Source organism: Streptomyces sp. NPDC001381, from assembly GCF_042895685.1.
GTDB lineage: Bacteria > Actinomycetota > Actinomycetes > Streptomycetales > Streptomycetaceae > Streptomyces.
The window spans coordinates 587,793-609,730 of the sequence record NZ_JBIAWO010000004.1 but is presented as its reverse complement, the minus strand read 5'-3'; the positions used below and the strand labels follow the sequence as shown (position 1 = coordinate 609,730).

24 protein-coding genes and 1 tRNA gene are annotated in these 21,938 nt (G+C 66.5%); 6 read left to right on the top strand and 19 right to left on the bottom strand.

Annotation, left to right across the window (positions count from 1 at the left end):
* Positions 1–197: 197 nt before the first annotated feature.
* Together ACFY2L_RS21395 and ACFY2L_RS21390 are read left to right on the top strand one after the other, a co-directional pair.
* Positions 198–2,492 (top strand): (Fe-S)-binding protein, encoded by a 2,295-nt coding sequence (locus tag ACFY2L_RS21395; RefSeq protein ID WP_390659228.1) that lies wholly within the window; start codon positions 198–200, stop codon positions 2,490–2,492.
* 174 nt (positions 2,493–2,666) lie between these two features.
* Positions 2,667–3,728 carry a Yip1 family protein gene (locus ACFY2L_RS21390; RefSeq protein ID WP_390823070.1) on the top strand — a complete coding sequence of 354 codons (1,062 nt, stop codon included), beginning with the start codon at positions 2,667–2,669 and terminating at the stop codon, positions 3,726–3,728.
* A gap of 96 nt (positions 3,729–3,824) precedes the next feature.
* Here the strand turns inward: ACFY2L_RS21390 and ACFY2L_RS21385 are convergent, their stop codons facing one another.
* From ACFY2L_RS21385 to dcd, 4 genes are all read right to left on the bottom strand, one after another.
* On the bottom strand, positions 3,825–4,667 hold the full coding sequence (locus tag ACFY2L_RS21385) for a DUF2637 domain-containing protein (RefSeq protein WP_390823069.1): 843 nt from the start codon (positions 4,665–4,667) through the stop codon (positions 3,825–3,827).
* 14 nt (positions 4,668–4,681) lie between these two features.
* Positions 4,682–4,861 carry a hypothetical protein gene (locus tag ACFY2L_RS21380; RefSeq protein ID WP_390659224.1) on the bottom strand — a complete coding sequence of 60 codons (180 nt, stop codon included), beginning with the start codon at positions 4,859–4,861 and terminating at the stop codon, positions 4,682–4,684.
* A gap of 341 nt (positions 4,862–5,202) precedes the next feature.
* Positions 5,203–5,718 carry a phosphoribosyltransferase gene (locus ACFY2L_RS21375; protein WP_390823068.1) on the bottom strand — a complete coding sequence of 172 codons (516 nt, stop codon included), beginning with the start codon at positions 5,716–5,718 and terminating at the stop codon, positions 5,203–5,205.
* Positions 5,719–5,728: 10 nt separating this feature from the next.
* A complete protein-coding gene (gene dcd, locus ACFY2L_RS21370) occupies positions 5,729–6,304 on the bottom strand; it encodes a dCTP deaminase (RefSeq protein ID WP_085212264.1) in 576 nt (191 codons plus the stop codon).
* A 505-nt stretch (positions 6,305–6,809) separates the two neighbouring features.
* Between dcd and ACFY2L_RS21365 the strand changes: the two genes are divergently transcribed.
* A tRNA-Gly gene (locus ACFY2L_RS21365) sits at positions 6,810–6,883 on the top strand.
* 49 nt (positions 6,884–6,932) lie between these two features.
* Here the strand turns inward: ACFY2L_RS21365 and ACFY2L_RS21360 are convergent.
* The 10 genes from ACFY2L_RS21360 to ACFY2L_RS21315 all read right to left on the bottom strand — a co-directional run bounded on the left by ACFY2L_RS21360 (position 6,933) and on the right by ACFY2L_RS21315 (position 13,063).
* Positions 6,933–8,126, bottom strand: a complete 1,194-nt coding sequence (locus ACFY2L_RS21360; RefSeq protein ID WP_390823066.1) for a tyrosine-type recombinase/integrase — start codon at positions 8,124–8,126, stop codon at positions 6,933–6,935.
* Complete coding sequence (locus ACFY2L_RS21355; protein WP_390659221.1) at positions 8,126–8,341, bottom strand: excisionase family DNA-binding protein; 216 nt, start codon at positions 8,339–8,341, stop codon at positions 8,126–8,128. The genes ACFY2L_RS21360 and ACFY2L_RS21355 overlap by 1 nt, the downstream gene beginning before the upstream one ends.
* On the bottom strand, positions 8,338–9,618 hold the full coding sequence (locus ACFY2L_RS21350; RefSeq protein WP_390659220.1) for a replication initiator: 1,281 nt from the start codon (positions 9,616–9,618) through the stop codon (positions 8,338–8,340). Before ACFY2L_RS21350 ends, ACFY2L_RS21355 begins: the two co-directional genes overlap by 4 nt.
* Before the next feature lie 152 nt (positions 9,619–9,770).
* Positions 9,771–10,019, bottom strand: a complete 249-nt coding sequence (locus tag ACFY2L_RS21345; protein WP_390823203.1) for a SpdD protein — start codon at positions 10,017–10,019, stop codon at positions 9,771–9,773.
* Between the two features lie 17 nt (positions 10,020–10,036).
* A complete protein-coding gene (locus ACFY2L_RS21340; RefSeq protein ID WP_055638779.1) occupies positions 10,037–10,231 on the bottom strand; it encodes a hypothetical protein in 195 nt (64 codons plus the stop codon).
* Between the two features lie 10 nt (positions 10,232–10,241).
* Positions 10,242–10,433, bottom strand: coding sequence for a mobile element transfer protein (locus tag ACFY2L_RS21335; protein WP_390659219.1), 192 nt, complete (start codon positions 10,431–10,433; stop codon positions 10,242–10,244).
* Positions 10,433–10,633 carry a hypothetical protein gene (locus ACFY2L_RS21330; RefSeq protein WP_390659218.1) on the bottom strand — a complete coding sequence of 67 codons (201 nt, stop codon included), beginning with the start codon at positions 10,631–10,633 and terminating at the stop codon, positions 10,433–10,435. Before ACFY2L_RS21330 ends, ACFY2L_RS21335 begins: the two co-directional genes overlap by 1 nt.
* 20 nt (positions 10,634–10,653) lie before the next feature.
* Positions 10,654–11,277 carry a DUF2637 domain-containing protein gene (locus tag ACFY2L_RS21325; RefSeq protein ID WP_390823065.1) on the bottom strand — a complete coding sequence of 208 codons (624 nt, stop codon included), beginning with the start codon at positions 11,275–11,277 and terminating at the stop codon, positions 10,654–10,656.
* A gap of 56 nt (positions 11,278–11,333) precedes the next feature.
* Complete coding sequence (locus ACFY2L_RS21320; RefSeq protein WP_390659215.1) at positions 11,334–12,707, bottom strand: FtsK/SpoIIIE domain-containing protein; 1,374 nt, start codon at positions 12,705–12,707, stop codon at positions 11,334–11,336.
* Between the two features lie 5 nt (positions 12,708–12,712).
* Positions 12,713–13,063, bottom strand: coding sequence for a hypothetical protein (locus ACFY2L_RS21315; RefSeq protein WP_390659214.1), 351 nt, complete (start codon positions 13,061–13,063; stop codon positions 12,713–12,715).
* A gap of 372 nt (positions 13,064–13,435) precedes the next feature.
* Here ACFY2L_RS21315 and ACFY2L_RS21310 point away from each other — a divergent pair, with 372 nt between their 5' ends.
* Positions 13,436–13,651 carry a hypothetical protein gene (locus ACFY2L_RS21310; RefSeq protein ID WP_390823063.1) on the top strand — a complete coding sequence of 72 codons (216 nt, stop codon included), beginning with the start codon at positions 13,436–13,438 and terminating at the stop codon, positions 13,649–13,651.
* 5 nt (positions 13,652–13,656) lie between these two features.
* Here ACFY2L_RS21310 and ACFY2L_RS21305 read toward each other — a convergent pair whose 3' ends face one another.
* The 3 genes from ACFY2L_RS21305 to ACFY2L_RS21295 form a co-directional block, all read right to left on the bottom strand.
* On the bottom strand, positions 13,657–14,385 hold the full coding sequence (locus tag ACFY2L_RS21305) for a GntR family transcriptional regulator (protein WP_390823061.1): 729 nt from the start codon (positions 14,383–14,385) through the stop codon (positions 13,657–13,659).
* 92 nt (positions 14,386–14,477) lie between these two features.
* On the bottom strand, positions 14,478–14,915 hold the full coding sequence (locus ACFY2L_RS21300; RefSeq protein WP_055633154.1) for an ATP-binding protein: 438 nt from the start codon (positions 14,913–14,915) through the stop codon (positions 14,478–14,480).
* 279 nt (positions 14,916–15,194) lie between these two features.
* The gene (locus ACFY2L_RS21295; RefSeq protein ID WP_055633151.1) at positions 15,195–15,935 is read right to left on the bottom strand and encodes a GntR family transcriptional regulator; all 741 of its coding nucleotides are present in this window, start codon (positions 15,933–15,935) and stop codon (positions 15,195–15,197) included.
* Positions 15,936–16,016: 81 nt separating this feature from the next.
* Between ACFY2L_RS21295 and ACFY2L_RS21290 the strand changes: the two genes are divergently transcribed.
* The gene (locus ACFY2L_RS21290) at positions 16,017–17,105 is read left to right on the top strand and encodes a DUF1152 domain-containing protein (RefSeq protein ID WP_390823060.1); all 1,089 of its coding nucleotides are present in this window, start codon (positions 16,017–16,019) and stop codon (positions 17,103–17,105) included.
* On the top strand, positions 17,102–17,326 hold the full coding sequence (locus tag ACFY2L_RS21285) for a hypothetical protein (protein ID WP_390659210.1): 225 nt from the start codon (positions 17,102–17,104) through the stop codon (positions 17,324–17,326). Before ACFY2L_RS21290 ends, ACFY2L_RS21285 begins: the two co-directional genes overlap by 4 nt.
* A 638-nt stretch (positions 17,327–17,964) precedes the next feature.
* Here the strand turns inward: ACFY2L_RS21285 and ACFY2L_RS21280 are convergent.
* On the bottom strand, positions 17,965–21,099 hold the full coding sequence (locus ACFY2L_RS21280) for a DEAD/DEAH box helicase (RefSeq protein ID WP_390823059.1): 3,135 nt from the start codon (positions 21,097–21,099) through the stop codon (positions 17,965–17,967).
* A gap of 46 nt (positions 21,100–21,145) precedes the next feature.
* On the bottom strand, positions 21,146–21,850 hold the full coding sequence (locus tag ACFY2L_RS21275; protein WP_390823058.1) for a hypothetical protein: 705 nt from the start codon (positions 21,848–21,850) through the stop codon (positions 21,146–21,148).
* Positions 21,851–21,938: the final 88 nt, after the last annotated feature.

Here is a 21,938-nt window from a genome sequence, read left to right as displayed (position 1 = left end):
TACCAATTTGGTACGAATAACACGGTCAGACTCTGAGGTGACCCTCAGCGATCCAGATCACCCCGCCGCCCGCTACAGTGCGGCGCAGGATAGGGGTAGTCTCAGACGGACTGCATAAGTTACCGCTTAGTAATCTCGGGAAGCCGTTTCCCGAAGTCGTTTCCCGAAGACCCCTCGCAGGCCCGAGGAGCCCCCTCATGCAACTCGCCGCGATCATCGTGTCGCTGGTCCTGACCGTGGTCGGCGTTGCGCTGCTCGCACGCGCCATCGGTCAGTTCGTCCGCTACTTCAAACTGGGCCAGCCGGTCCCGGCCGGCGCCCGGACGGACAACCCCTACGCGCGCAGCGTGACCCTGGTACGGGAGTTCCTCGGCCACACGCGGATGAACCGCTGGGGCATCGTGGGCTTCGCCCACTGGTTCGTCGCCGTCGGCTTCCTCACCCTGCCGCCGACCCTGGCACAGGCCTTCGGGCAGCTCTTCGAGGCCGACTGGACGCTGCCGGTCATCGGCGGCTTCCTGCCGTTCGAGCTGTACATCGAGTTCATCGGCGTGATGACGATCCTCGGCATCGCCGTGCTCATCGTGATCCGGCTGCTGAGCCTGCCGTCACGCGCGGGCCGCAAGTCCCGCTTCGCCGGCTCCAAGGCGGGCCAGGCGTACTTCGTCGAGTACGTCATCCTCACCATCGGCCTCGCGATCTACGTCCTGCGCGGCCTCGAGGGCGCGATCCACCACGTGGAGCACTACGAGGCCGCGTACTTCGCCTCGTACCCCCTGGTCCTGGCGTTCAAGGGACTGAGCGTCGGCGCGCTGCAGAACCTGATCTACCTGACCGCGATGGTGAAGATCAGCACCTCGTTCATCTGGATGATCGTGGTCTCGCTCAACACCAACATGGGCGTGGCCTGGCACCGCTTCCTGGCGTTCCCGAACATCTGGTTCAAGCGCAACGCGGACGGCGCCACCGCCCTGGGCGGCCTGCAGCCGATGACCTCCGGCGGCAAGCCGATCGACTTCACCGACCCCGGTGACGACGACGTCTTCGGCGTCTCCCAGGTCGAGCAGTTCTCCTGGAAGGGCCTGCTGGACTTCTCCACCTGCACCGAGTGCGGCCGCTGCCAGTCGCAGTGCCCCGCCTGGAACACCGGCAAGCCGCTCTCCCCCAAGCTGCTGATCATGTCCCTGCGGGACCACGCCCACGCCAAGGCGCCCTACCTGCTCGCGGGCGGCGGCAAGACCATGGAGGGCGAGGAGAAGGCGTCCGAGGAGCAGCTCAAGGACGTCCCGGCGGCGGCGCTGGCCGAGGCCGAGCGGCCGCTGATCGGCACCGCCGAGGAGAACGGCGTCATCGACCCCGACGTCCTGTGGTCCTGCACCACCTGCGGCGCCTGCGTCGAGCAGTGCCCGGTGGACATCGAGCACATCGACCACATCGTCGACATGCGCCGCTACCAGGTGATGATCGAGAGCGCCTTCCCCTCCGAGGCGGGCACGATGCTCAAGAACCTGGAGAAGAAGGGCAACCCCTGGGGCCTGGCGAAGAAGCAGCGCCTGGAGTGGCTCAAGGAGGTCGACTTCGAGGTCCCGGTCGTCGGCAAGGACATCGAGGACCTCACCGAGGTCGAGTACCTCTACTGGGTCGGCTGCGCCGGCGCCCTGGAGGACCGCGCCAAGAAGACCACCAAGGCCTTCGCGGAACTCCTCCACATGGCGGGCGTCAAGTTCGCGATCATGGGCGGCGACGAGAAGTGCACCGGTGACTCCGCCCGCCGCCTCGGCAACGAGCCCCTGTTCCAGGAGCTCGGCATGGAGAACGTGGCCGCGCTGAACATGGCGTTCGGCGAGTCCCTCAACGAGGAGGGAGAGGTCGACGAGTCGACGAGGAAGCCGAAGTCGGCCAAGAAGATCGTCGCCACCTGCCCGCACTGCCTCAACACCCTCGGCAACGAGTACCCGCAGCTCGGCGGCGACTACGAGGTCATCCACCACACCCAGCTGCTCCAGCACCTCGTCGACGAGGGCAAGCTGATCCCGGTGACCCCGGTCGAGGGCATCATCACGTACCACGACCCCTGTTACCTGGGCCGCCACAACAAGATCTACACGCCCCCGCGCGAGATCATCGCCAACGTCCCCGGTCTGCGGAACGAGGAGATGCACCGCCACAAGGAGCGCGGCTTCTGCTGCGGCGCCGGCGGCGCGCGGATGTGGATGGAGGAGCGGATCGGCAAGCGGATCAACAACGAGCGTGTCGACGAAGCCCTTTCGCTCAACCCCGACATCGTGTCGACGGCCTGCCCCTTCTGCCTCGTCATGCTGACCGACTCGGTCAACGGCAAGAAGAACGAGGGCAAGGCCAAGGAGTCCATCCAGGTCGTGGACGTCGCCCAGCTGCTGCTGGAGTCGGTCAAGACGCCGGTCACCGACGACGAGCCCCCCGCGGGCGCGGCGGAGACGGAGAGCGAGCCGGAGCCCGCGCCGGTGAAGTAACCCCGGCCGCGTGCAACGCCGTTCGGCGCCCCCAGGTCCACCCGGACCCGGGGGCGCCGTCGTCTCCGCCCGAGACCACCGGCGGCCACGGCCCGGCCGGCGCCGTTCCCTGAGGGCCCCTCAGACCGACACCCTGACGCATCACCGACACGACCCCATGACATCCCTTAGGGGATGTCACAGGTCGGCCGCAAAGCCGGGCCGCGGAGCCGCGGCCCGGCACGTCATCCGCCGAGACCAGGTACGTTCGAAGACGTGGCTGGATTCAGGATCGGACGCGGCGGCCGGGACAACCGCGCCCCGCAAGCGCGACCGCAACACCCTCCCTACGGGCAGCAGGCGCCCCAGGGGCAGTCGGCGCGGCCCTCGGGGCCGTCGTACGGCTACCCGCCGGCGCAGCAGCCCCACCCGCAGACGCGGCCGCAGTACCGCGGCGGGCAGCAGCAGCCGTACGGCGGCTCGGGCGGCGGCGGATGGCCCCAGGCGAACGGCGGTCAGGGCGGCGGCGAACCGGAGTACTTCGGCGACGGCGGCTACCCGTCCGGCCCCGCCGGCGGCGCCGATCCGTACGCCGCGAACAACCCGGGGCACACGCAGGCGTTCTCGGTCGACGACCACGCGCCGTACGGCGGCCAGGGCTACTCGGGCGGCGAGACCTACCACGCCGGCTCCAGCGCCCCCTCGGGCCCGATCGGCCCGCGTCTGCACTGGAAGGAGCTGCTCCGGGGGATCGTCCTGTCCCCCAAGCAGACCTTCCTCCGGATGCGGGACTACACGATGTGGGGCCCCGCCCTGGTCGTGACCTTCCTCTACGGCCTGCTCGCGGTCTTCGGCTTCGACGGCGCCCGTGAGGAGGCCATCAGCGCCACCCTCGCCAACGCGATCCCGATCGTCCTGATGACGGCCGTCGCGATGGTGCTGAGCTCCTTCATCCTCGGCGTGGTCACGCACACCCTGGCCCGCCAGCTCGGCGGCGACGGCGCCTGGCAGCCCACGGTCGGCCTCTCCATGCTGATCATGTCGCTGACGGACGCGCCGCGCCTCGTCGTGGCGATGTTCTTCGGCGGCGACGCCTCCTTCGTGCAGCTGCTGGGCTGGGCCACCTGGGTGGCGGCCGGGGCCCTGCTGACCCTGATGGTCAGCCGCTCCCACGACCTGCCCTGGCCGAAGGCGCTGGGCGCGTCGGCGATCCAGCTGATCGCGCTGCTGTCGATCGTGAAGCTGGGCACCTTCTGACCCGTCCGCCGACACGCGTGAGGGGCTCCCGTCAGTGGACGGGAGCCCCTCTTCGCCGTGCCGGACCGCACCCCGGCCGACCGGGCGGACAGGGCGCTACTGCCGGTGGCGGCGCGTGGGCTGTCGCGGGGGCAGGGTCAGGGTGATCTGCCGGACGAGTTGCTGGAAGCAGGCCAGGGACGCCAGGGCCGGCAGGACGGCTCCGGCGACACCGGTGAACGTCTTCTCCGCCTGAGCCACGCACAGCATCATCGCAACGGAGGAGAACAGCACGACGATCAACCACGAGTGCAGGGCGCGGCGCTGGTGCAGGGCGGTGCGCAGGATGGAGAGAGAGGCCACCATCCAGGGGCCGTACACGAGAAGAGGCCACCAGGGGACGACCTCGTTCTCCGCCCCCGCCGGGATGTTCTGCAGCGGCGCGTAGGCCACCATGCCGCCGAAGACACTGACCATGGCCACGATCACGGCGACGACCGCGATGATCGCGAAGCTGCCCGTCTGCAGCCACGCGAGGCGCATCTTCCGCACCGGCGCCTTGCGGTGCCCCGCCGAGGGGTGACGGATGGGCGGCAGCTGCGCGGTGATCTGCGCCAGGTTCTCCATCGGGTCGGTGAAGTCGACGCCGGGCGACGGCTCGTTGCGCGGCGGCTGGAGGGTGGCCGCCTGCTCCGTCTGCCCCGCCTCCTGGAGGAGGTAGGCGAGTTCCTCGACGGGGTCCCAGCCCGGCTCGGGAGAGCTCAGAGGGGACCCCAGCGGGGATCCGAGGGGGGACCCGAGGGGGGAATTCAGGGGAGAACTCAGGGGGGACCCGAGGGAGGACCCCGCGTGCAGGTCGTCGACCGGGCCACTGTGCCAGCCGGAACCGGACCCGTAGGGGTACGTGTCGGAATACCATTCACGCCACGCAAAGGAGGGTTCCGCATAGTCGTGATTCATGGAATCCGCCCTCGTCACACGCGGTCTGCGTGACAGCCGAGTTCTCCCTGGCCGTTCCACCGCTGATTGAGTTCCTCCTGGATCGCCTCCAGCAGCGACAGGAACTCCCGGAGCAGGGGCTCGGTGGCCAGGGGCTCGCCCCGGGCACCGTCGCCGCGCAGGGTGCTGTGCCCCCCGAGCGCCGAGTACGCCACACCGGGTGTGTAAGTGTGTTTACCCGCTGTCACATGACGGGCCGCAGGCAGATAATCCTTCCTTGCGCTGCGGTGAGGCAGGCCCAGGGACCTTTCTTTCTTCATGTCCCGCTAACGCTGTCCGCCCTCCCCCAGATGCGCGGCAAATGAGTGACCCTGCCGTAGGAAAAACATCCACGAGGGCGTTTTTAAATATTTCCCCGAAGTACCGTCGAAGTACCGTCCGGCACTTAATGAGTCGAGTGGTTTGTCTACTGAAATCTTCATCAGCAGCGCAGGGGGCGGAGGACAGCGGGCCGGGAGGCCGGCGCCGCCGGGCTCCGCCCGCGCTCACCGCCGGATCAGAGCGCTTCCCTGGACGGGGTGACCGACTCCCCCGACTTACGTACGACGGGCAGGACACTCCACGGGAAGTTGATCCAGTCGTCGGTGCGGCGCCAGACGTACTCGCACTTCACCAGGGACTGCGACTTCTCGTAGATGACGGCGGAACGCACCTCGGCGACATGGTCGAGACAGAAGTCGTGCACGAGTTTCAGCGTCTTGCCGGTGTCGGCCACGTCGTCCGCGATCAGCACCTTCTTGTCGGTGAAATCGATCACGTTCGGAACGGGGGCCAGCATCACCGGCATTTCCAGCGTCTGCCCCACACCGGTGTAGAACTCCACGTTGACCAGGTGGATGTTCTTGCAGTCGAGGGCGTAGGCGAGCCCGCCGGCGACGAAGACGCCGCCGCGGGCGATGCTGAGCACGACATCGGGCTCGTACCCGTCGTCGGCGATGGCCTGCGCGAGCTCACGTACGGCGACGCCGAACCGCTCGTAGGAGAGATTCTCCCGCCCGTCCGCGCCGCTCATGCCGCCACCCTCACACCTGGGTCCGATGGAAGTTGAGGAAGGACCGCGAGGCGGTGGGCCCGCGCTGCCCCTGATACCGGGAGCCGTACTGCTCGCTGCCGTAGGGATGCTCGGCCGGCGAGCTGAGCCGGAACATGCACAGCTGGCCGATCTTCATACCGGGCCAGAGCTTGATGGGGAGCGTCGCGAGGTTGGACAGCTCCAGGGTGACGTGCCCGGAGAAGCCGGGGTCGATGAAACCGGCCGTGGAGTGCGTGACGAGCCCGAGCCGGCCGAGCGAGCTCTTGCCCTCCAGCCGCGAGGCGAGATCGTCGGGAAGGGTGATGACCTCGTACGTCGACGCGAGCACGAACTCACCGGGGTGCAGGATGAACGGTTCGTCTCCCTCCGGCTCCACGAGCCGGGTCAGGTCCGCCTGCTCCACGGCGGGGTCGATGTGGGGGTAGCGGTGGTTCTCGAACACCCGGAAGAAGCGGTCGAGGCGTACGTCGATGCTCGACGGCTGCACCATGGATTCGTCGTAGGGATCGATCCGTACCCGCCCGGCGTCGATCTCGGCCCGGATGTCCTTGTCTGAGAGAAGCACGCCCCGAGGATACGCAAGACGCGCGGAGCCCCCGCAATCAGGACGACTCCGCGCGTCAGACCACTGCTGTCCCTACCGCTTCGCGAGGATCACCGGCACCGCGCTGCGGAGCCGGGCACATCGCGGACACCGGACGAGCCGTCCGGGGCCGAGCCGCTCGGCCTGCTGCATCGGGAACGTCGCGGTGCTGAACACGTGCCCATCGGCACAACGGACGACGGTGCGCTCCATCAAGTCCTAGAGTCCCTTCCCCAAGAGCCGCGTCCGGCTGCTGCTCGCCGGACAACGAAAGCCACATTACGGGACGAACGGGACGACCCTCCAGGCGGCACTCCGACCCCGCCCGCCCCCTCTCCCGTACCCCCACCGTACGCCCCAACTCCAGCCGCCCGCACCGGGATCCCACCCCCTGAAACGCAGACGGACCCCTCGGCTCCAGCGCCGGGGGTCCAGGATGTTGTACAGTGACGGGGCAATCGGACACCGGCCCTGACCGGCGTCTTACGCGGGTGTAGTTTAATGGTAGAACATCAGCTTCCCAAGCTGAGAGCGCGAGTTCGATTCTCGTCACCCGCTCCATGGAGAAGGCCCAGCTCAGAGAGCCGGGCCTTTTTGCTGTCCTCTGCGATCACTCGCCGCGTGCCAGATTCGTGCCAGAACGTTGATCCTCAGCGTCGGCGGTGGGCTGTTCTGGCACGGCCGCAGCTTCCCGCCGCGCCTTTTGTACGGTGGCGTCGAGACCGGCTGCAACTTCCTGCTGTCGGTCGTCGTCGGAGTGCTGATAGATCAGCGCGGCTTTCTCGGAGGACTGGCCGGCGCGGACCATCGTGTCCTTGAGGGTGGCACCCGATCGGGTGGACAGGGTGTGTCCGGTGTGGCGGAGGTCGTAGAACCGGAAGCCTTCGGGCATGCCGACGATCTCCCGCGCCTTACGCCACTTCCGGCCGAAGGTGCTCCGCCGGAAGGGCGCCCCCTTCTCCCCCACGAAGAGCAACCCGTCCGGGCCCGGCTCGGCGTACGACTCCAGATGCCAACGGAGCTCCCGACGGAGGAACGCGGGAAGAATCACAGTCCTCGTTCCGGCCTCGCTCTTGGTGTCGCCCTGGACGCGTCGCCCGTTCATCCGCTCCGGCTCGGCGAGGCGCACCCGGATCCTGAGGCCGTCGAGGTCGACGTCCCGACGCCGGAGGCCGGCCAGCTCTTCAGGCCGCATCGGGCCGTAAGCGCCGAGGTAGACCATGAGCCGCCACCGCATCCCTACTGCCTCCGCGAGCGCGTCGACCTGGACGACGGTTGCGATACGACGCTCAGCCGCCTTCTCCTTACCGGCGCCCTTGATACGGCACGGGTTGCGCTGGATCAGTTCGTCATCAACGGCCGTTTCCATGACGGCCTTGAGGAGGCGGTACGCCTTTGCCGTCATCGTCTTGGCTCCGGTCACCCGCAGCCGTTCGGCCCGCCATTCACGCACTCGGGGTGCGGTGATCTCGTCGAGGTCGGCGTCCTCGAAAGCGGTCAGGTGCTTGTCGAGCAGATAGCGGTAGAGGTCCGCCGTCAGCGGCGCCAGTTCGCGTTCCTCGACCCACTTGTCGGCATAGACACGGAAGCTCACGGCACCGGCTTCGGGGTCCCGCCAGTCCCCGCGCCTGATCTCGGTTTGCTTCTCGGCGAGCCAGTCGTCGGCGTCCGCCGTGGTCGCGAACGTTTCCGGGGCGGGACGCATGACGCCGTCCGGGCCTGGATAGCGCGCCTGATAGCGGCCGGAGGGAAGCTTTCTGATCGCGCCGAAGCGGCGACGCCTACCCCTGTTGTTCCCGCTCATCAGGCAGCCCTCCCGAACCGGGTGCGGGAACGCCTCAGCGGCTCCACCGTGCGCGACCGGATGAACTCCGTGACTGCGCTTTCGGGGATACGGACATGCCGGCCGACCTTGACGTACCGGATGCGCCGTTCCTCGATCAGCCGCCGGGGGAAGCGGGCGGTCGTGCCGAGCAGCTCGGCGACCTGGTCGACGGAGAGATATCGGTCGGTCGTCATGCGGTCGGTTCTCCTTCCGTTCCAGGGGCGGGTTCGAGGGTTGCGGCAAGCCAGCTCTCGGCGGAGCTGAGGCCCGTACCGGCGAACACCCAGTGGGCGAGGACGAGCGTGGTTTCGCCGTCCTGCGGGACGGGCGGAGCCGTCTGGGCGCGGCGCCAGTCGGCGCGGGCGTCGCGGAGGGCGCCGAGCGTGGTGGAGTAGCGGCGGGACTTGGTGGAGAAGTGGCCGCGGAAGCCGAGCATGTGAGCCCAGGCACGCAGGCGGAGGTGTTCCAGGTCCTTGCGTGCGCCGAGGGCCCAAGCGGTCCGGATCAGGCGGCGGGCGTGCTCGCTGATCCGGGCCTGAGCCAACTCGGCCAGGAAGCGGATCGGCCGGTCCAGAGTGCCGGTCGTGGTCTCGGCGCCCTTGGTGGCGTACTTGGCGATGTACGCGGCCACCGCCCGTTCGGTCAGTTCCTGGCCGCCGTCGAAGTCGGCGGAACGGATGGTGCGGACGTCGAGCTGTCGCCCGAAGGCGAAGGTGTGGGTCCGGCCGTCGATGGTCGGGCCATCGATGCGTGCGGCGGTCGCGGCAGCGCGGATCGCATCGGTCAGCAGCTCGGCCGTGGCCCATGCCGGGGGCGAGGTGTCACCGCCTTCCGGGCCGTCGAGGCGGATGACCGCATGGAAGTGGACCGCGCCACGCTTCTGGTACTCGGCGACCTTGGCGAAGGAGACGCGGGCGTGGTCGCGGAAGGTACGTTGAGTGAGGCCGGCGCGCTTGGCGATCTCACGGCGGAGGTAGATCGAGAAGCGCCGCCAGAGGGCGCCCGCGTGCGCGTTCCAGAGAACGGCCGCTTCGTAGTCGTAGGTGTCGGGATCGAGTGGGGTACCGAGGGCGGCGTCCTCCTGGTCGTGATGCGTGGCGCAGCGGCAGGGGCGGCCGTCGGTGCGGCGGTTGTGGACCGGGCCGAAGCCGGGGGCGGTGAAGGTAGCGAAGACGCGGGGGTGTTGGGCGACCTCGCCGGGAGTGCCCTTGCCACCGCGTAGCCCGGCGGTGATCAGGTGGTAGGTGTCGCGGCGGTAGGTCTCGGCGCAGGCCGGGCAGCGGGTTGCGCGGCGGTTGTTGCAGCGGACCAGGAGGTGACCGGCGGGGAGGGTGGCCGAGTCGAGGCGGTGGAGGACGGCGCCGATCTCGCCGGTCGTGTTGTTGACGGCGTACTCGGTGCGGTGGCCTTCCAGGCGGACGGGATGGGTACAGCCGCCGAGGCCCGCGAGCTGTCGCACGAGGGCGGGCATGGTGCCGAGGGCGGCGAGGGTGCTCAGCTCCGCCAGCGGGGGCGGGGTCGAGTGGGTAAGGATGGGAGTCCCTTTCGGCTGTTTCGGTGGTTGGGAGGGACGGCCCCGGGGCGGCGGGATGCTTGGCGGCTTGTTGCCGCCCCGGCGGCCGGTCAGCGTCTGTTGGCGCTGCTGACGAGGGAGCGCAGGGCCACGGCGGCGACGGCCACGGACACGGCCGTGACGGCGACGGCCGCCAGGAGCGCGGTGAGGACGATGCCGACGACGACCACGGCGGCGACCGCGCCCATGTAGGGGGTGAGCGGACGGCCGGCGGACGGCATCGGAGCTTGTACCTGGTGCTGTGTGGTGATGGTGGACGTGGGCAGGTGCGGAGCTTCGGGGAGCTGCGGGCGGAACAACACGGCGGTCCTCCTTGTCATTTGTTGTCGCCGTTGACGACGCCGACTCCGGTGCGCGTGCCGGTCTCGATGGCCGGGGCGAGGAAGGTGTGCGAGAGCCAGAAGCCGAACAGCGCGATGACGACGGCGACCCAGATGCGGACGCCGAGGAACTTGATCGCGGCCCAGGCGATGACGCCGAGGACGAAGACGAGCGGGAGCGAGACGGTCATGGCGTTCTCCTCAGCGGACGCGGCAGCGGTGGGTGCGGGCGGCCAGCTCGGCGGCGGTGCGGCTGTCGTAGTCGGCGGAGAAGCCGCAGCGCGGAGCCGTACAGACGGCGGCATGCTTCTCGCGGCCCCGGCCGTCGTAGTACGTGCCGACCTGGACGGGGCCGATACGGATGACACGGCGGAAGCGGCGGTTGGCGGGCATCAGGGCAGCTCCTTCGGTTCGTCGTGGTTCTCGCCGGTGAAATCGGCGACGTGGTCGATCAGCCACCGCTTGATCTCGTCGCCCTCGTACTCGTCGGCGGTGAGGATCACGGGCTCGGCGATGAGCATTGCTTCGGTGAGGCGGTTCTGACGGGTCAGCTCGGCGGCACGGTTCAGCGCGCGGAGCGTGGAAGGGCGCATGTGCGGAAGTGCTCCTGAGTTCAGGCGAGTTGGGCGGCGATCGCTTCGGCGAGCGGCAGCGGGACTCCGAGCCGGGCGCGAAGGGTCGGGGTGTCGATGGGGGTTCCGGTCCGGGCGCGGTGGTCGTCGGCGACCTTGCGGGCGTGGGCGACGAGGGCGGGCGGGACGGGGGTGACGGACGGCGGGGGCGGTTCGGAGGCCGCTTCTACGGCGGGCGGTTCAGGCACCGTCACCGAGACGGTCTCGGGCGCATCGGTCGAGCTGTGTGCAAGGAGCGTGCCGCCGAGGAAGGCGACCGCGGGCCATCCGGCGACGAGGATGCGCAGCCAGGCCGGTACGGCGTCCAGGTCGAGCAGGCCGGCCGTGGCGACGTTCGCGCCGAGCGACGCGGTCAGCGCGACGAGGAACCAGCACCACCCGGCCGCTTTCGACCCACCGGAGCGCAGTCGCCGCCAGGCCGCCACCAACAGCAGGTCGACGGAGACCGGATAGGCCCACGCCTTCCAGCCGTCCTGTCCGGCAGCGGCGGCCAGGTCGTGAAGGTGGGCGAAGGACAGTGCGGCGGCGATCAGGGCTTGGACGAGTACGGCGTCGAGGCGAACGGGCAGAGAGCTCACGGCGCCACTCCTTCCGATTCCAGGCATGGCGGGGTAGGGACGTGACGCGGGACGGCCGCGCCGGCCGGTGGTTCGGGGTGGGGCTACTCGGTGACCGGGCGGGGAGACGTCGCCGTCCCGGAGGCCGCCAAGGGCGCGGGCTGGACGTACGGCCGGAAGGGCGCGAGCGCCGGAACGTCCGGGGCGAAGTGAGCCGAGTCGCGGCAGACGGCCGCAGCATCGGCGAGGGACAGGTACGGGGTGCGGATGCGGGACCAGCCGCCGGAGGTGTCGCCGACGACAGCGAGGCCAGGCAGCTCAGGGGCGATGGAGCAGGCCGCGTAGACCGCTTCGGGCGCGATGTCGCCGAGCGCCATCTTGGCGGAGGCTTCATCGTTGACCCGGTGGCAGACTCGGCCGGTCAGCTGGGCACGGAGCATGGTCGCGCCCTTGCCGAGTTCAGCGCCGAAGCGCTGCCCGCACACCTCCAGGTAGATTCCGGCCGCGCGGCCGAGCTGGGCGAGGCGGATGAGGTGAGTGACCATCTCGTCCCGCCGTTCCTCGTCCTTGCGGGTGGCGACGAGGAAGAGTTCCGCCACCTCGTCGACGAACAGCACGATGGGAGCCGGGCGTTCGTCCTCAGGCAGGCCCCAGACGTCTGAGGTGATCTCCTCGTCCGGGATGCCGGGGGCGATGCCCTGCCGGGCCTTGATCAGGTCGTATCGGTCCTCCATTTCCTTGACCAGCACCGGCAGCAGCTCGGCCGCTTCACCGGGGTCGGTCGCCAGCGCGGAGAGCCGTGAGGCGAACGGCGCCAGCTCGACACCACGCTTGCAGTCGATTCCGACCAGGGCGACGGGTTGTGCCGCGAGGCCGGAGATGACATGTCGCAGGTACATGGACTTGCCGGACAGCGTGGCGCCCAGGACGAGTTCATGCGGTACGGCGCGGTAGTCGCGGACGAACGCGGTCGCGTCCTCCCGCAGGGCCACCGGCACCCGCAGAAGCCCGCTGTCGACACGACGCGGCATGCGCACCTTGCGTAAGACGTCGTAGCCGACGAGCCGGAGTTCGACGACACCGGGCTTCACGTCCCGCACGTACACAGCGTGAACGCCCCAGGCGTGCCGCAGCCGTTCAGCCGAGGCGGCGACGTCCGCCGGTTCCTGCCCGGGGGCGAGTCGCAGCCGTACCCGGAAACCGGTCGAGTTGGGCCGGATCACTCCGCGACGCGGGGGAACCGGCCGAACCTCCCGCCGAGTAGTGGCCCGGACGGCCAGGGCCCGCCACCGGGACGGCTCGACGGTGAGCCCGCACGCGTCCATGGTCGAGGAGTACGAGGCCAGCAGCCGGGCCACCGAGAGCGGCAGCCCAACCGTGGACCAGTACGCCGCCGGGTGGGCGTGCCGGGCGTAGACCGCGCCGCCTATCGCAGCGAGCGGTCCGCCCAGCTCGGCCAACGTCACCAGGTCGGTCACGCCGATCAGCCCGCCTGAGCCAGCTGGAACGCGCCGGGCATGACGGCCGTGGCGCGGTAGGCGATGCCGTGCCGCTCGCGTCCGTTGAACACGCTCTGCCACGGCCGGGCGACGAGTCCCGGCAGCGAGACCGGGGCCCCGACGGTCAGGCCGTCCGTCACTCCGCTCTCGGGGATGGTGACCTGGATCAGCGACGACTCGCCCTCGTCGATGTAGACGACGCCGATGGTCATCAGCGCCTCACCGCTCACGGTGTCCTTCGCGATCTCACCGGTCTGCCGGTCGCGCACCTTCGGCGCCGGCGCTTCGGTGAGCAGGATCGTCGCGGTCGAGGCGTCAACGCGGATCACGCGCACAGAGATTTCTCCTTCTGAGTCGATCAACTCGCCACCTGACAAGTTGACTTAGCAAGTTTGAAGTTAGAGATGCCAGGTTGACTTGTCAAGTGACTTGGATTTGCTCCACCGAGCGCAACCAACCAGGCAAGCGCACCATGGAGCGACCAGCACGGAGGAGGGCGCGACATGGGCAGACGACACCGCGCTCAAGAACCGCAGCCATGGGGCCCTCGGAACCCGCAAGGAGCCGCGCCGACGCCGGATGCCTGGCCGACACCACCTCAAGGCCCACCAGTAAGCGACCACGCCGCGGATGGGGCGCATCCACCTCGACCGAAGAAGCGCCGTCACGTCTTCTTGTGGTTCTTCCTGGGCGTCCAGATCTTGTTCTTGATCTGGGTGATCACGGGCATCGCAAGCAACGACGACAACCCCGACTCCTGCAATGGACTGACCGGCGACAGCCTGAAGGTGTGCCAGGACGCCGGCGACATCGGAACCACGATCGGGGTGGGTCTCGTCGTCGGGTTCTGGGTGGCCGCCGACTTCATCCTGGCCCTCACGTACCTGATCTACCGCCTGGCCACGAGACCGCAGCGCGCATAGAGCTGTCAGCTCAGGCGATAGGTATCTTCCAGCTCTTGCCGATCAGCAGGAAGCAGCACGTCAGACACCTGCAACGCTTGGCCCGACGCGTCGCGCGCGACGACCAGGACACTGAGAACGGGTACGCCGTCCGGCAACTCCAGCAGCTCAGCCTCACCGCGCTCAGGCAGTCGAGCCGAAACCCGCTCCGTCACGTGATCGAACCGGACCTTCTTGCGTGCCTCAAGGTGTGCACGAGTGCCACCGCTCAAAGGATCGGCACTCTCCAGCTCGGTGCCCTCGACCAGGCCGGCGGGGAAGTACGACGAGACCAGCTCAGCAGGTTCCCCGTCCTCCTCGACCAGGAATCGACGCACGAGAACCTTCGCCCGCTTCGACAAACCGAGCACGGACGCGACCCGCGCCGGAACCGACACATGACCAACCTCGACCACGCGCCCCGGCGCCTGCGACTCGTCACGTGCGAGTGCCTCGCTCCCCCGGCGGTCCTTGTGCTCGACGACGGCCGGACGCCCGCGCACGATGGTGCCGAACCCCTGCCGGGACTCCAGCCAACCGTCACGCTTCAGCAGTTCCAGCGCCCGGACGACGGTCGGGCGGGACATCCCGAAAGCCTGCACCAGCTGATTCTCACTGGGCACGCGGGTACCGGGCGCGTACGTCCCGTCCTCGATGCGCTGCTGAATCGTCTGGGCGAGGCGTACGTACTTCGGTGCCTCCACTTCATACGCCATGAACGCCGCCGCCTGTCGAGATTGGCCAAGTCAACTGGTCAACCAGACTAACGACCAATCCGCCGGCGCAGTACCAACGGAGAGTATTGCCCTCACTCCGGCCAGGCATCGGCGACCACGAAGGAAACCAGCGTGCCGCCGAACCGACTGGGCCCCGAGTGCCACGACTCGGCAATGGAGTCGACGAGCAGCAGACCGCGTCCGTGCGCGTCGTTGGCATCCGGCTTCCGCAACCGCACGTTCGCGGGGAAGCCGGGGTTGTGCACCTCGACCCGGAGCGAAGTCTTCTCCCGGAACCACTCCACCCTCACGACCCACGGGTCATCAGCCTGCCCGTAGCGGATCGCATTGGTCACCAGCTCCGAGATCATCAGCACGCAGTCCTCGACCGAACAGGCCGGGTCGTACGGAGTGATGAACTTGCGGAACCAGCGCCGCGCCCGAGGTACGGACTCAGGAGTCGGATGCAAGGTCATCGCTCCGAGCCGCGGTGAGTCCTCAGAGGGGTAGCGGTCGATCGTGTAAGCCACCATTCGCGCTCACTCCTTGCCGCTGCCATCACAGTCGAGACAGCGCCGCTTCGATGTGGCATGGGTGCGGTCAGCGGCGGCGGCCAGCGCCAAGGACGTACGCGAACCGACACGCTTCCAGCCGCGCCCCCGGCAACCCCGGCAAGGTAAGTGCACTCCCTGATCCGGCCGCTGACTCGTCACCCCGTGCCCCCTTCCGATCAAGTGGCCTTAGCCACTTACTGGATAGTGGCATTAGCCACTCGCGATGCGCAAGCAGTTCCCCGAAGTGACGACTCATCAGGTGAGCGGATACCCCTGCTCGAACGCCCAGCGCTGCGGCGGGTAGGTGGCTTCGGCGAACTCCAACGGCCGGTCCTGGAGGTCGAAGACGACGTGATGCACGATCAGCACCGCAGACCCCGCCTCAAGCTGGAGATCGGCCGCCTCCTCGTCGGTCGCCTGCCGAGCACACATGCGGTCTTCGGCGTAACTCCCCTGCCGCCCGGTCATGTTCTCGACGTACATCAGGGTGCCCTCTTGGATCCGCTCAGGCTCCAGAAGCTTGGGCGCCCGCTGCCCGATCTCCGGCGCGAACCACGAGGTAGACAGCGTGATCGGCCCGTCCTGGTTGTTGGTCACCCGCCGGCGATGCACGGCCCGCCGGTCCTTCACCAGGCCCAACGCCTCAGCAACGTGATCCGGCGCATCCAGCCACCCGGCCGACGTGATCACGGCGTACTCACCCGGCGTGTAAATCTTCCCGGTCTGCCGAGCCCGCCCGTACAACTCCCGCGCCCTCCGATTCACTTCGAGACTCCGCACGTACGTGCCGGACCCCTGCCGCTTCTCGACGAGCCCCTGATGACTCAGCGCCTCCAACGACCGCGCCGCAGTCGGGCGGGATACCTTCCAGTCCGCCGCCAACTGCCGCTCCGAAGGCACCTCGTCCCCCGGCCGAAGATCACCCCGCAGGATCTGATCGCGGATGAAGTGAGCGATCTGGAGATACTTCGGCTGCGTCTCCTCGATCTGAGGCATGTCCCCTCCTCGTCCAAGTGGCTATAGCCTCTAGCCACTATAGGGTGAGTGGTCAATGGCCTACCCCGTAGTCTTGGGCCCATGACGCGGTTGATCGTCGCAGCAGGAGGAGGGGGCGACGCAGTCGCCGCCGCAATGCTTGACGCCGCCTTGTACGGCGACGAGGACCAGGCGGTGATCCTCACGTACTCGTGGGACCGCTTGCTGATCGACCCGGTACCGGGCCCCCGAGGAGCCGACGACTTCACCGGCCTCGAACCGCTCACCCCGGCAGTCTGGAAGGTGCCGGCGGAAGCCCGCTCGATCGCACCGGCAGGGTCCACACTCCCCCGACTCGCGGCAGAGCTCCCGCACACCTTCGCGCTGATCAACCCGGAGCACGGCGCTGCGGGGGTCACGCGCCAGGTTGAAGAGCTGATCACCCACCTCAAGCCGACCTCCATTGATCTCCTAGACGTCGGCGGCGACGTGTTGGCCCGAGGCGACGAGCCGACGCTGAAGAGCCCACTGGCCGACTCTCTGACCCTGGCAGCGTGCGGACAAGTCAACGCATCCATCCGCCTGTTGGTCGCAGGCCCAGGTCTGGACGGCGAGCTGTCACACGAGGACCTGCGAGGCCTGCTCGGCCCGCTGATCCACACCTTCACGGCGAAGGACACGGGGCCGATCAGCGCCGTCCTGGAATGGCACCCCTCCGAGGCAACGGGCATGCTCGCAGCAACGGCCCGAGGCGTACGCGGCACATGCGAGGTCCGAGACGCCAGCCTTCCCATCCCCCTCACCGACGAGAGCCCGATAGTCCATGAGGTCGACCTGGACGAGGCCCTGGGCCGCAACGAGTTGGCCCGCGCCATCATGTCGACCGCCACCCTGAACGAGGTGGAGGCACTGAGCCGCGAGGTCTGCGGCTTCTCCGAAATCGACTACGAGCGCAACAAGGCCCTCTGGCTCAAGGAACAACGGCCGACGAAGCTCGACGCCGATTCGGTCCTTGCCCAACTCGACCGGTTCGCGACGGAGGCACGGGCCCGCGGAGTCACGCACACGACGTTCCGCCACCTCACCGAGGTCCTGAACCTCGACGGCTCACAACGCGATGAGCTGCGCCGACTACTCATCAGCAGCCAACCGGATCAGTACGCGGCTCCACTGTGGAGCCTGAACCAATGAGCGCCTACGGCAGCGATCCGGAACTCAACGTGCAGGACCTCACCGGCAACGGCACCGAGGTCGACGTTGCCACCAACCTGCTGAGCGGCGACATCAGGCTCTCGATTCTGTGGACCCAAGAGATCCACTTGTCCGCCGATGCAGCCGACGAGGTGGCCGAAGCCCTTCGACGAGCCGCAGCACAGTCCCGGAGCATCACAGCCGCCCCAAGCGCCGACTGAGTAACAACCTTCTTCACGGGTTCAAGGCGGCTCGCTCCGCTCCCCGCGCGCGGCCCGGCCCCCGGCCGGGCCTGCGCTCCTGTCTCCGCCCCGCTCCAGCCCAGCCGGTGTCCGTGCCGCGCGCATAGCAGCGAGCCGAAGACCACAAGGCGAGTGCCGCCAGGAGTAGCCACGGTCAGAACGATGCCTCCGGCGGGGGATCGGCCAGCACCGGGATGGAGGGGGCGCTGTTCCCGTCTGCGGGTCCGTAGTGGCGAGCGTGGGGAGCTCCCATCCCGCACACCGCCGACCCAGGCAAAGCCGAGCAGACGCGGCCCATGGCGTCCAGGTCGTTCGTACAGTGGCGCGCTCCACCTGGACGCCATGGACCACGCCCGCTCCACGGAGTGTGGGTCGACGGCGTACGGGATGGGAGCTGGGGTGAGTGGTGGGTTGCTGACGAGCGGTACAGGCTGTGCCGCTACAGACCAGACCAGCACACTCCTGGCACGGCTCAGTAGTGCTAAATGCACCAGTACAGCGCGAGCACTCCGAGCGCGCTCAAGCTCGCCTTGACGGCAGCGCGCACCAGCTCATTGCCAGCAGAATGCAGGAGCCAGCGGACGTATCTAGCGCTACGGGCTGCACTCAGACTGGCCCTAATTGACTCCGTCCAGGATTCTCCACACGCGATAATAGGCAGTCCCTGAAGCGCCAAGAGTCGAACGCCAGACTTCCTCGCCGCCGGATACCAAAAGTGATCGAGCGTCGCGGGTTGACGCACCGCCTTGCCCGAAGATGGCGTTGGCCATCTTCGGGGCAGCAGATCGCGGAACGCCAAGGAGCCGCATTGAAATTTCCCGCTCGTTAGCGACGCCATAGAAAGCATACGAAGGAAGGTTACGCAACTCCCTCTTCCGTGACTCATCCATATGTTGAAAATCTTCGCTTATGGTCATCGACTGTAGAGCCGAAAGTCCCCAGGCGACTGTGGGAGCCATCTTGCTAAACAGACGTTGACAACACTTGGTGATCGCTGCCAGATCGGTATCCCGATCTCGCTTGAAATATTCAGCGGCAAGAGCGGGGATCGAAGCACCGTTAACCCAGTCTTGGATAACGCGCGAGATGAAGTCGCCCGACCGCTCCTGATGATCCTCAATCACCGGAATCAAGTTGTCTCGCAATTCCGGGACTTCCAGCATGATGCCCACCAATCCAGCGAGGGTTCGAGGGCTGCCCGTATAAAGGGGCTCTTCCCAAACATGCTCACTAATTCGTGCATCGCTGAGGCGGCGCAGCGCGCTCGATACGCTCTCCCAAGAAAAGCCTGTACTGTCTACCAAGCTGAGAGGTTTACCCGTGATTCTTTCGGAGTATTCCCGAACACTACGCGTCAGTTCAGCAGCCCAAGACGGCGCCTTGCTTCGCAAATCCTGGAATCCGAGGGTCCCTCGGAGGATCTGCTCGACTTCATTGGCGAACTCTGCATGGTCTCCGATTTGGCGGTACGTGTGGGCCAAGAACTGGACGAACGACGACCAAGTGGGCTGGTAAGACAGTTGATGCAAGTTCAGTTCCCCATACTGCGAAATGGCAGTTCGCACCATTTCGATCAGCGTGGAGTTTAGGTCTGATACCTTGCGATCAACGAATGATCGCAACTTCTGAGCCTTGTCGGCATCTGAGGCAGCGAGGACAACCAATCCGACTTGCCCTTGTTCTACTCTTCCAGCCCGGCCGGCCAGGTTCCAGAAGTCCTGTGCTGGCATGTCTTCACCGTACGGGAACTGATGGGAGGCCATCACCACGTTGGCGACAGGAAAATTGACGCCTTGGGCAATAGTCGTCGTCGACACCAGATGCTCAAGGTCGCCTGACTCCATCAAATACTCGGTTACTACCCGGACTTCATCTGGTAGGCCTGCATGATGGACTCCGACCCCGCGCTTCAGCAGAGCAACTAGTGGGAATTTAGTGCCAAATTCTTCACCAACGATCCTGGCAGCGGCCTGGAGGTCCTCGCTAGGCTCGGCAAGATCGGTCCGCCCCTCACTAATCTGTTGGGCAATGGTCCATGCGAAGTCGGGCCTCTGTGCCAGTGTAATGGTCTGCCCACGCGGCGCCAGAACTGAAGCAGTAGCAGCAGCAAGCTTTCCCTGCGCCTTCGCGGCCGAGCTAGAGAACCCCAAGGGGCGGTTCCCGCCGATAGGCAGACTCGCATTTATGCTCAATGTATTCTTGGAGGTCACAAGAGTATCGAGTGCGATGCTGTAACTTCCTCTTGATCCAGCCTGATGACGAGCTAGAGCAATCACTCTGTCGTTAGGTGTCCAGTCGAGCGACATTTTAACGGCCTTCTGGCTTGTGCTATCAAGCCATTTCGCGACCGTCTCGCCATTATCGATAAACGGCGTGAGAAGCAGGAAAGCTGCGTCACGCGCTTCGCGGTTGACGCTAGCGAGCAAGAGTTCCAGCTTGATTCCCCGCTTGGGGTCCGCGATGTTATGCGCCTCGTCAACTACAACTAGGCACAGTGGCCGCCCAATTTCGTCTTGCCAACCCGATCGGAGCAGCAAATCCAGCTTCTCCGGAGTTGAGACTAGGACGTCAAACCGAGACTCGCCGCGATCGTGCAGCATCTCGGCCTCAAGACCATCAACTTCAAGAGCGGGACTGACGCGTTCAACGTTCAGATTCAATGCGCCCATATCTCGGCGCAAGCGTCGCGTCACCTGGTTAACCAGGGCGCGGTTTGGTGCAACGTATGCTACCCATCCACCCTGCTGCCGGTAAGTGCTTAGCGCTTGCAGGATACGGAACTGAGCAATCAACGTCTTGCCAGCGCTAGTTGGCAGGCTTACAACCACACTGCGGAACGAGGAATGGATTAGGCCTTCCTCTGCCAGAGCGGCACGCTGCGGCGGTAGCGCCTCGAATAGCGGCCTCTCTGCACCGCGAGAGACCAGATGTTCAACAAATTTTGTGACCTCAGGGCTCACTGCCCTAGAAACTGTCCACAAGCTGTTGTCGATGATTTGACTTCCAGTCACCGAGAGCAGTCGGACTAGCTCTTCTAGATCGACGTTGCCTGAGTTAATTGCCGCATCAAGGGCGCGATCGCAGTGCGTTTCTACCCTTTCCCGGACATCAAATCTGCGCTCTGCCCGAACATCTGTCAGCACCGATCCCGTTTCGAGGAACTCGGCAATTAGCTCGCCTGCGCGAATAATGTGGTAATAGCAAACCAGCTCCCAAGCAGCGGGCCTTGCATCTTGGCCCTCCGCCTCCAGGAAAGCACCTTCGAACTGTTCTTGGTCGCGCCGAAGTGCGGAAATCACAGAACTCAGCGCGTCAAGATCACCCCAGCCGCGTTTACGCAGCAGGAGCAACCAGACATCTACTAGCCCATTAACTACTCGCTCTTCCCAGTCGGCATCATCTGGAATAGCCCGCGGAAGTTCCATCTCGGAAAGGAGTCGAGCGGCAAGCGGTGTTTCATCCGATAGCCAGCCAAGGCAGGCGGTTCGGAGGAGGAACATCCGGGATTCTTCTGACGGACCAGTATCGACCTGTGTGCGCGCGATAGCAAAAGCTTGGCCGCAAAGTTTTCGGGCTTCAACACTCTTTGGGTCCTCCATAAGCGCATCCCAAGCCAGGAGATCCAGAGACTGTGCGGTGAACTTGACTTCCTCCTCGGCGCCCTCTGCAGACTCGAGGTCGAGTGAGAACCCTTGTGTAAGTACCGGCCTCAATGCGGACGTGATGAGACTACGCTGCGCACGCTCGCTCACCCTCTCGACGAGGGTCGCGTCAAGTGATCCGTCGAGCCACGAGAGATCAGGCACTGTTCTCAAGCCCCACGTGCGCCGGCCAACTAGCCATGGTGACAGGGAGGTACCACGCCGTCAGCAGCGCCTTCATCGGCTCTACGACAGTACGGGCGAGGGCCACTCCACGCACGCTGACATCCCTCTCATTTGGGCTCGTATCTCGAATGAGACAGCCTACGAGACGTATGTCCCGCCCCTGCGACTGGACGTACCGGGACGCAGCGGCTTTGTACAGCTCTCGATGCTCCTGTGTAGAGCAGCGAGCCCGTAACCACTTGATCAGCGTCCAGTGGTCAGCGTTCTTGTCAGTCAGCCGTTCCAGTTGCTGGATCAGTCCAGATCGCCCGTACACGACGTTCGGCGGTGCCGACGTGTCTGAAGAGGACTTGACCTCCCCAAACAACAAGGTTGCCGCGCCTTCGATCACGCTCAGACCGACAAGGTCGGCGCCAGGGAGGCTTGCCTTCCGGGTCCGTCTGTCGCGGGCGTTATTCCATACCCACACAACGGAGTGCCAGTGCTCAAGAAGCACCTCCGCCAGCGCTTCCCCTACCTCCCAGGGCAGCGGCTCAGCTTCACTCGCGAGGAGGGCCCCCACCGTCTCCACTGCCATCTCTGTGGTGGCCAAAGCGCGCAGTTCCTCGATGACGGCGGCGCTCGACTCTAAGTCGCCTACTCTCTCAGCCCATGGCCCGTCGGCAAGGTCTGCCATCACATCGGCCGTCAAGCGGACACCCGACCAGGCAACTTCCCCGTGAGCGCCTTGAAAGACGGACTCGCCGTCGCAGATTCGCGACATG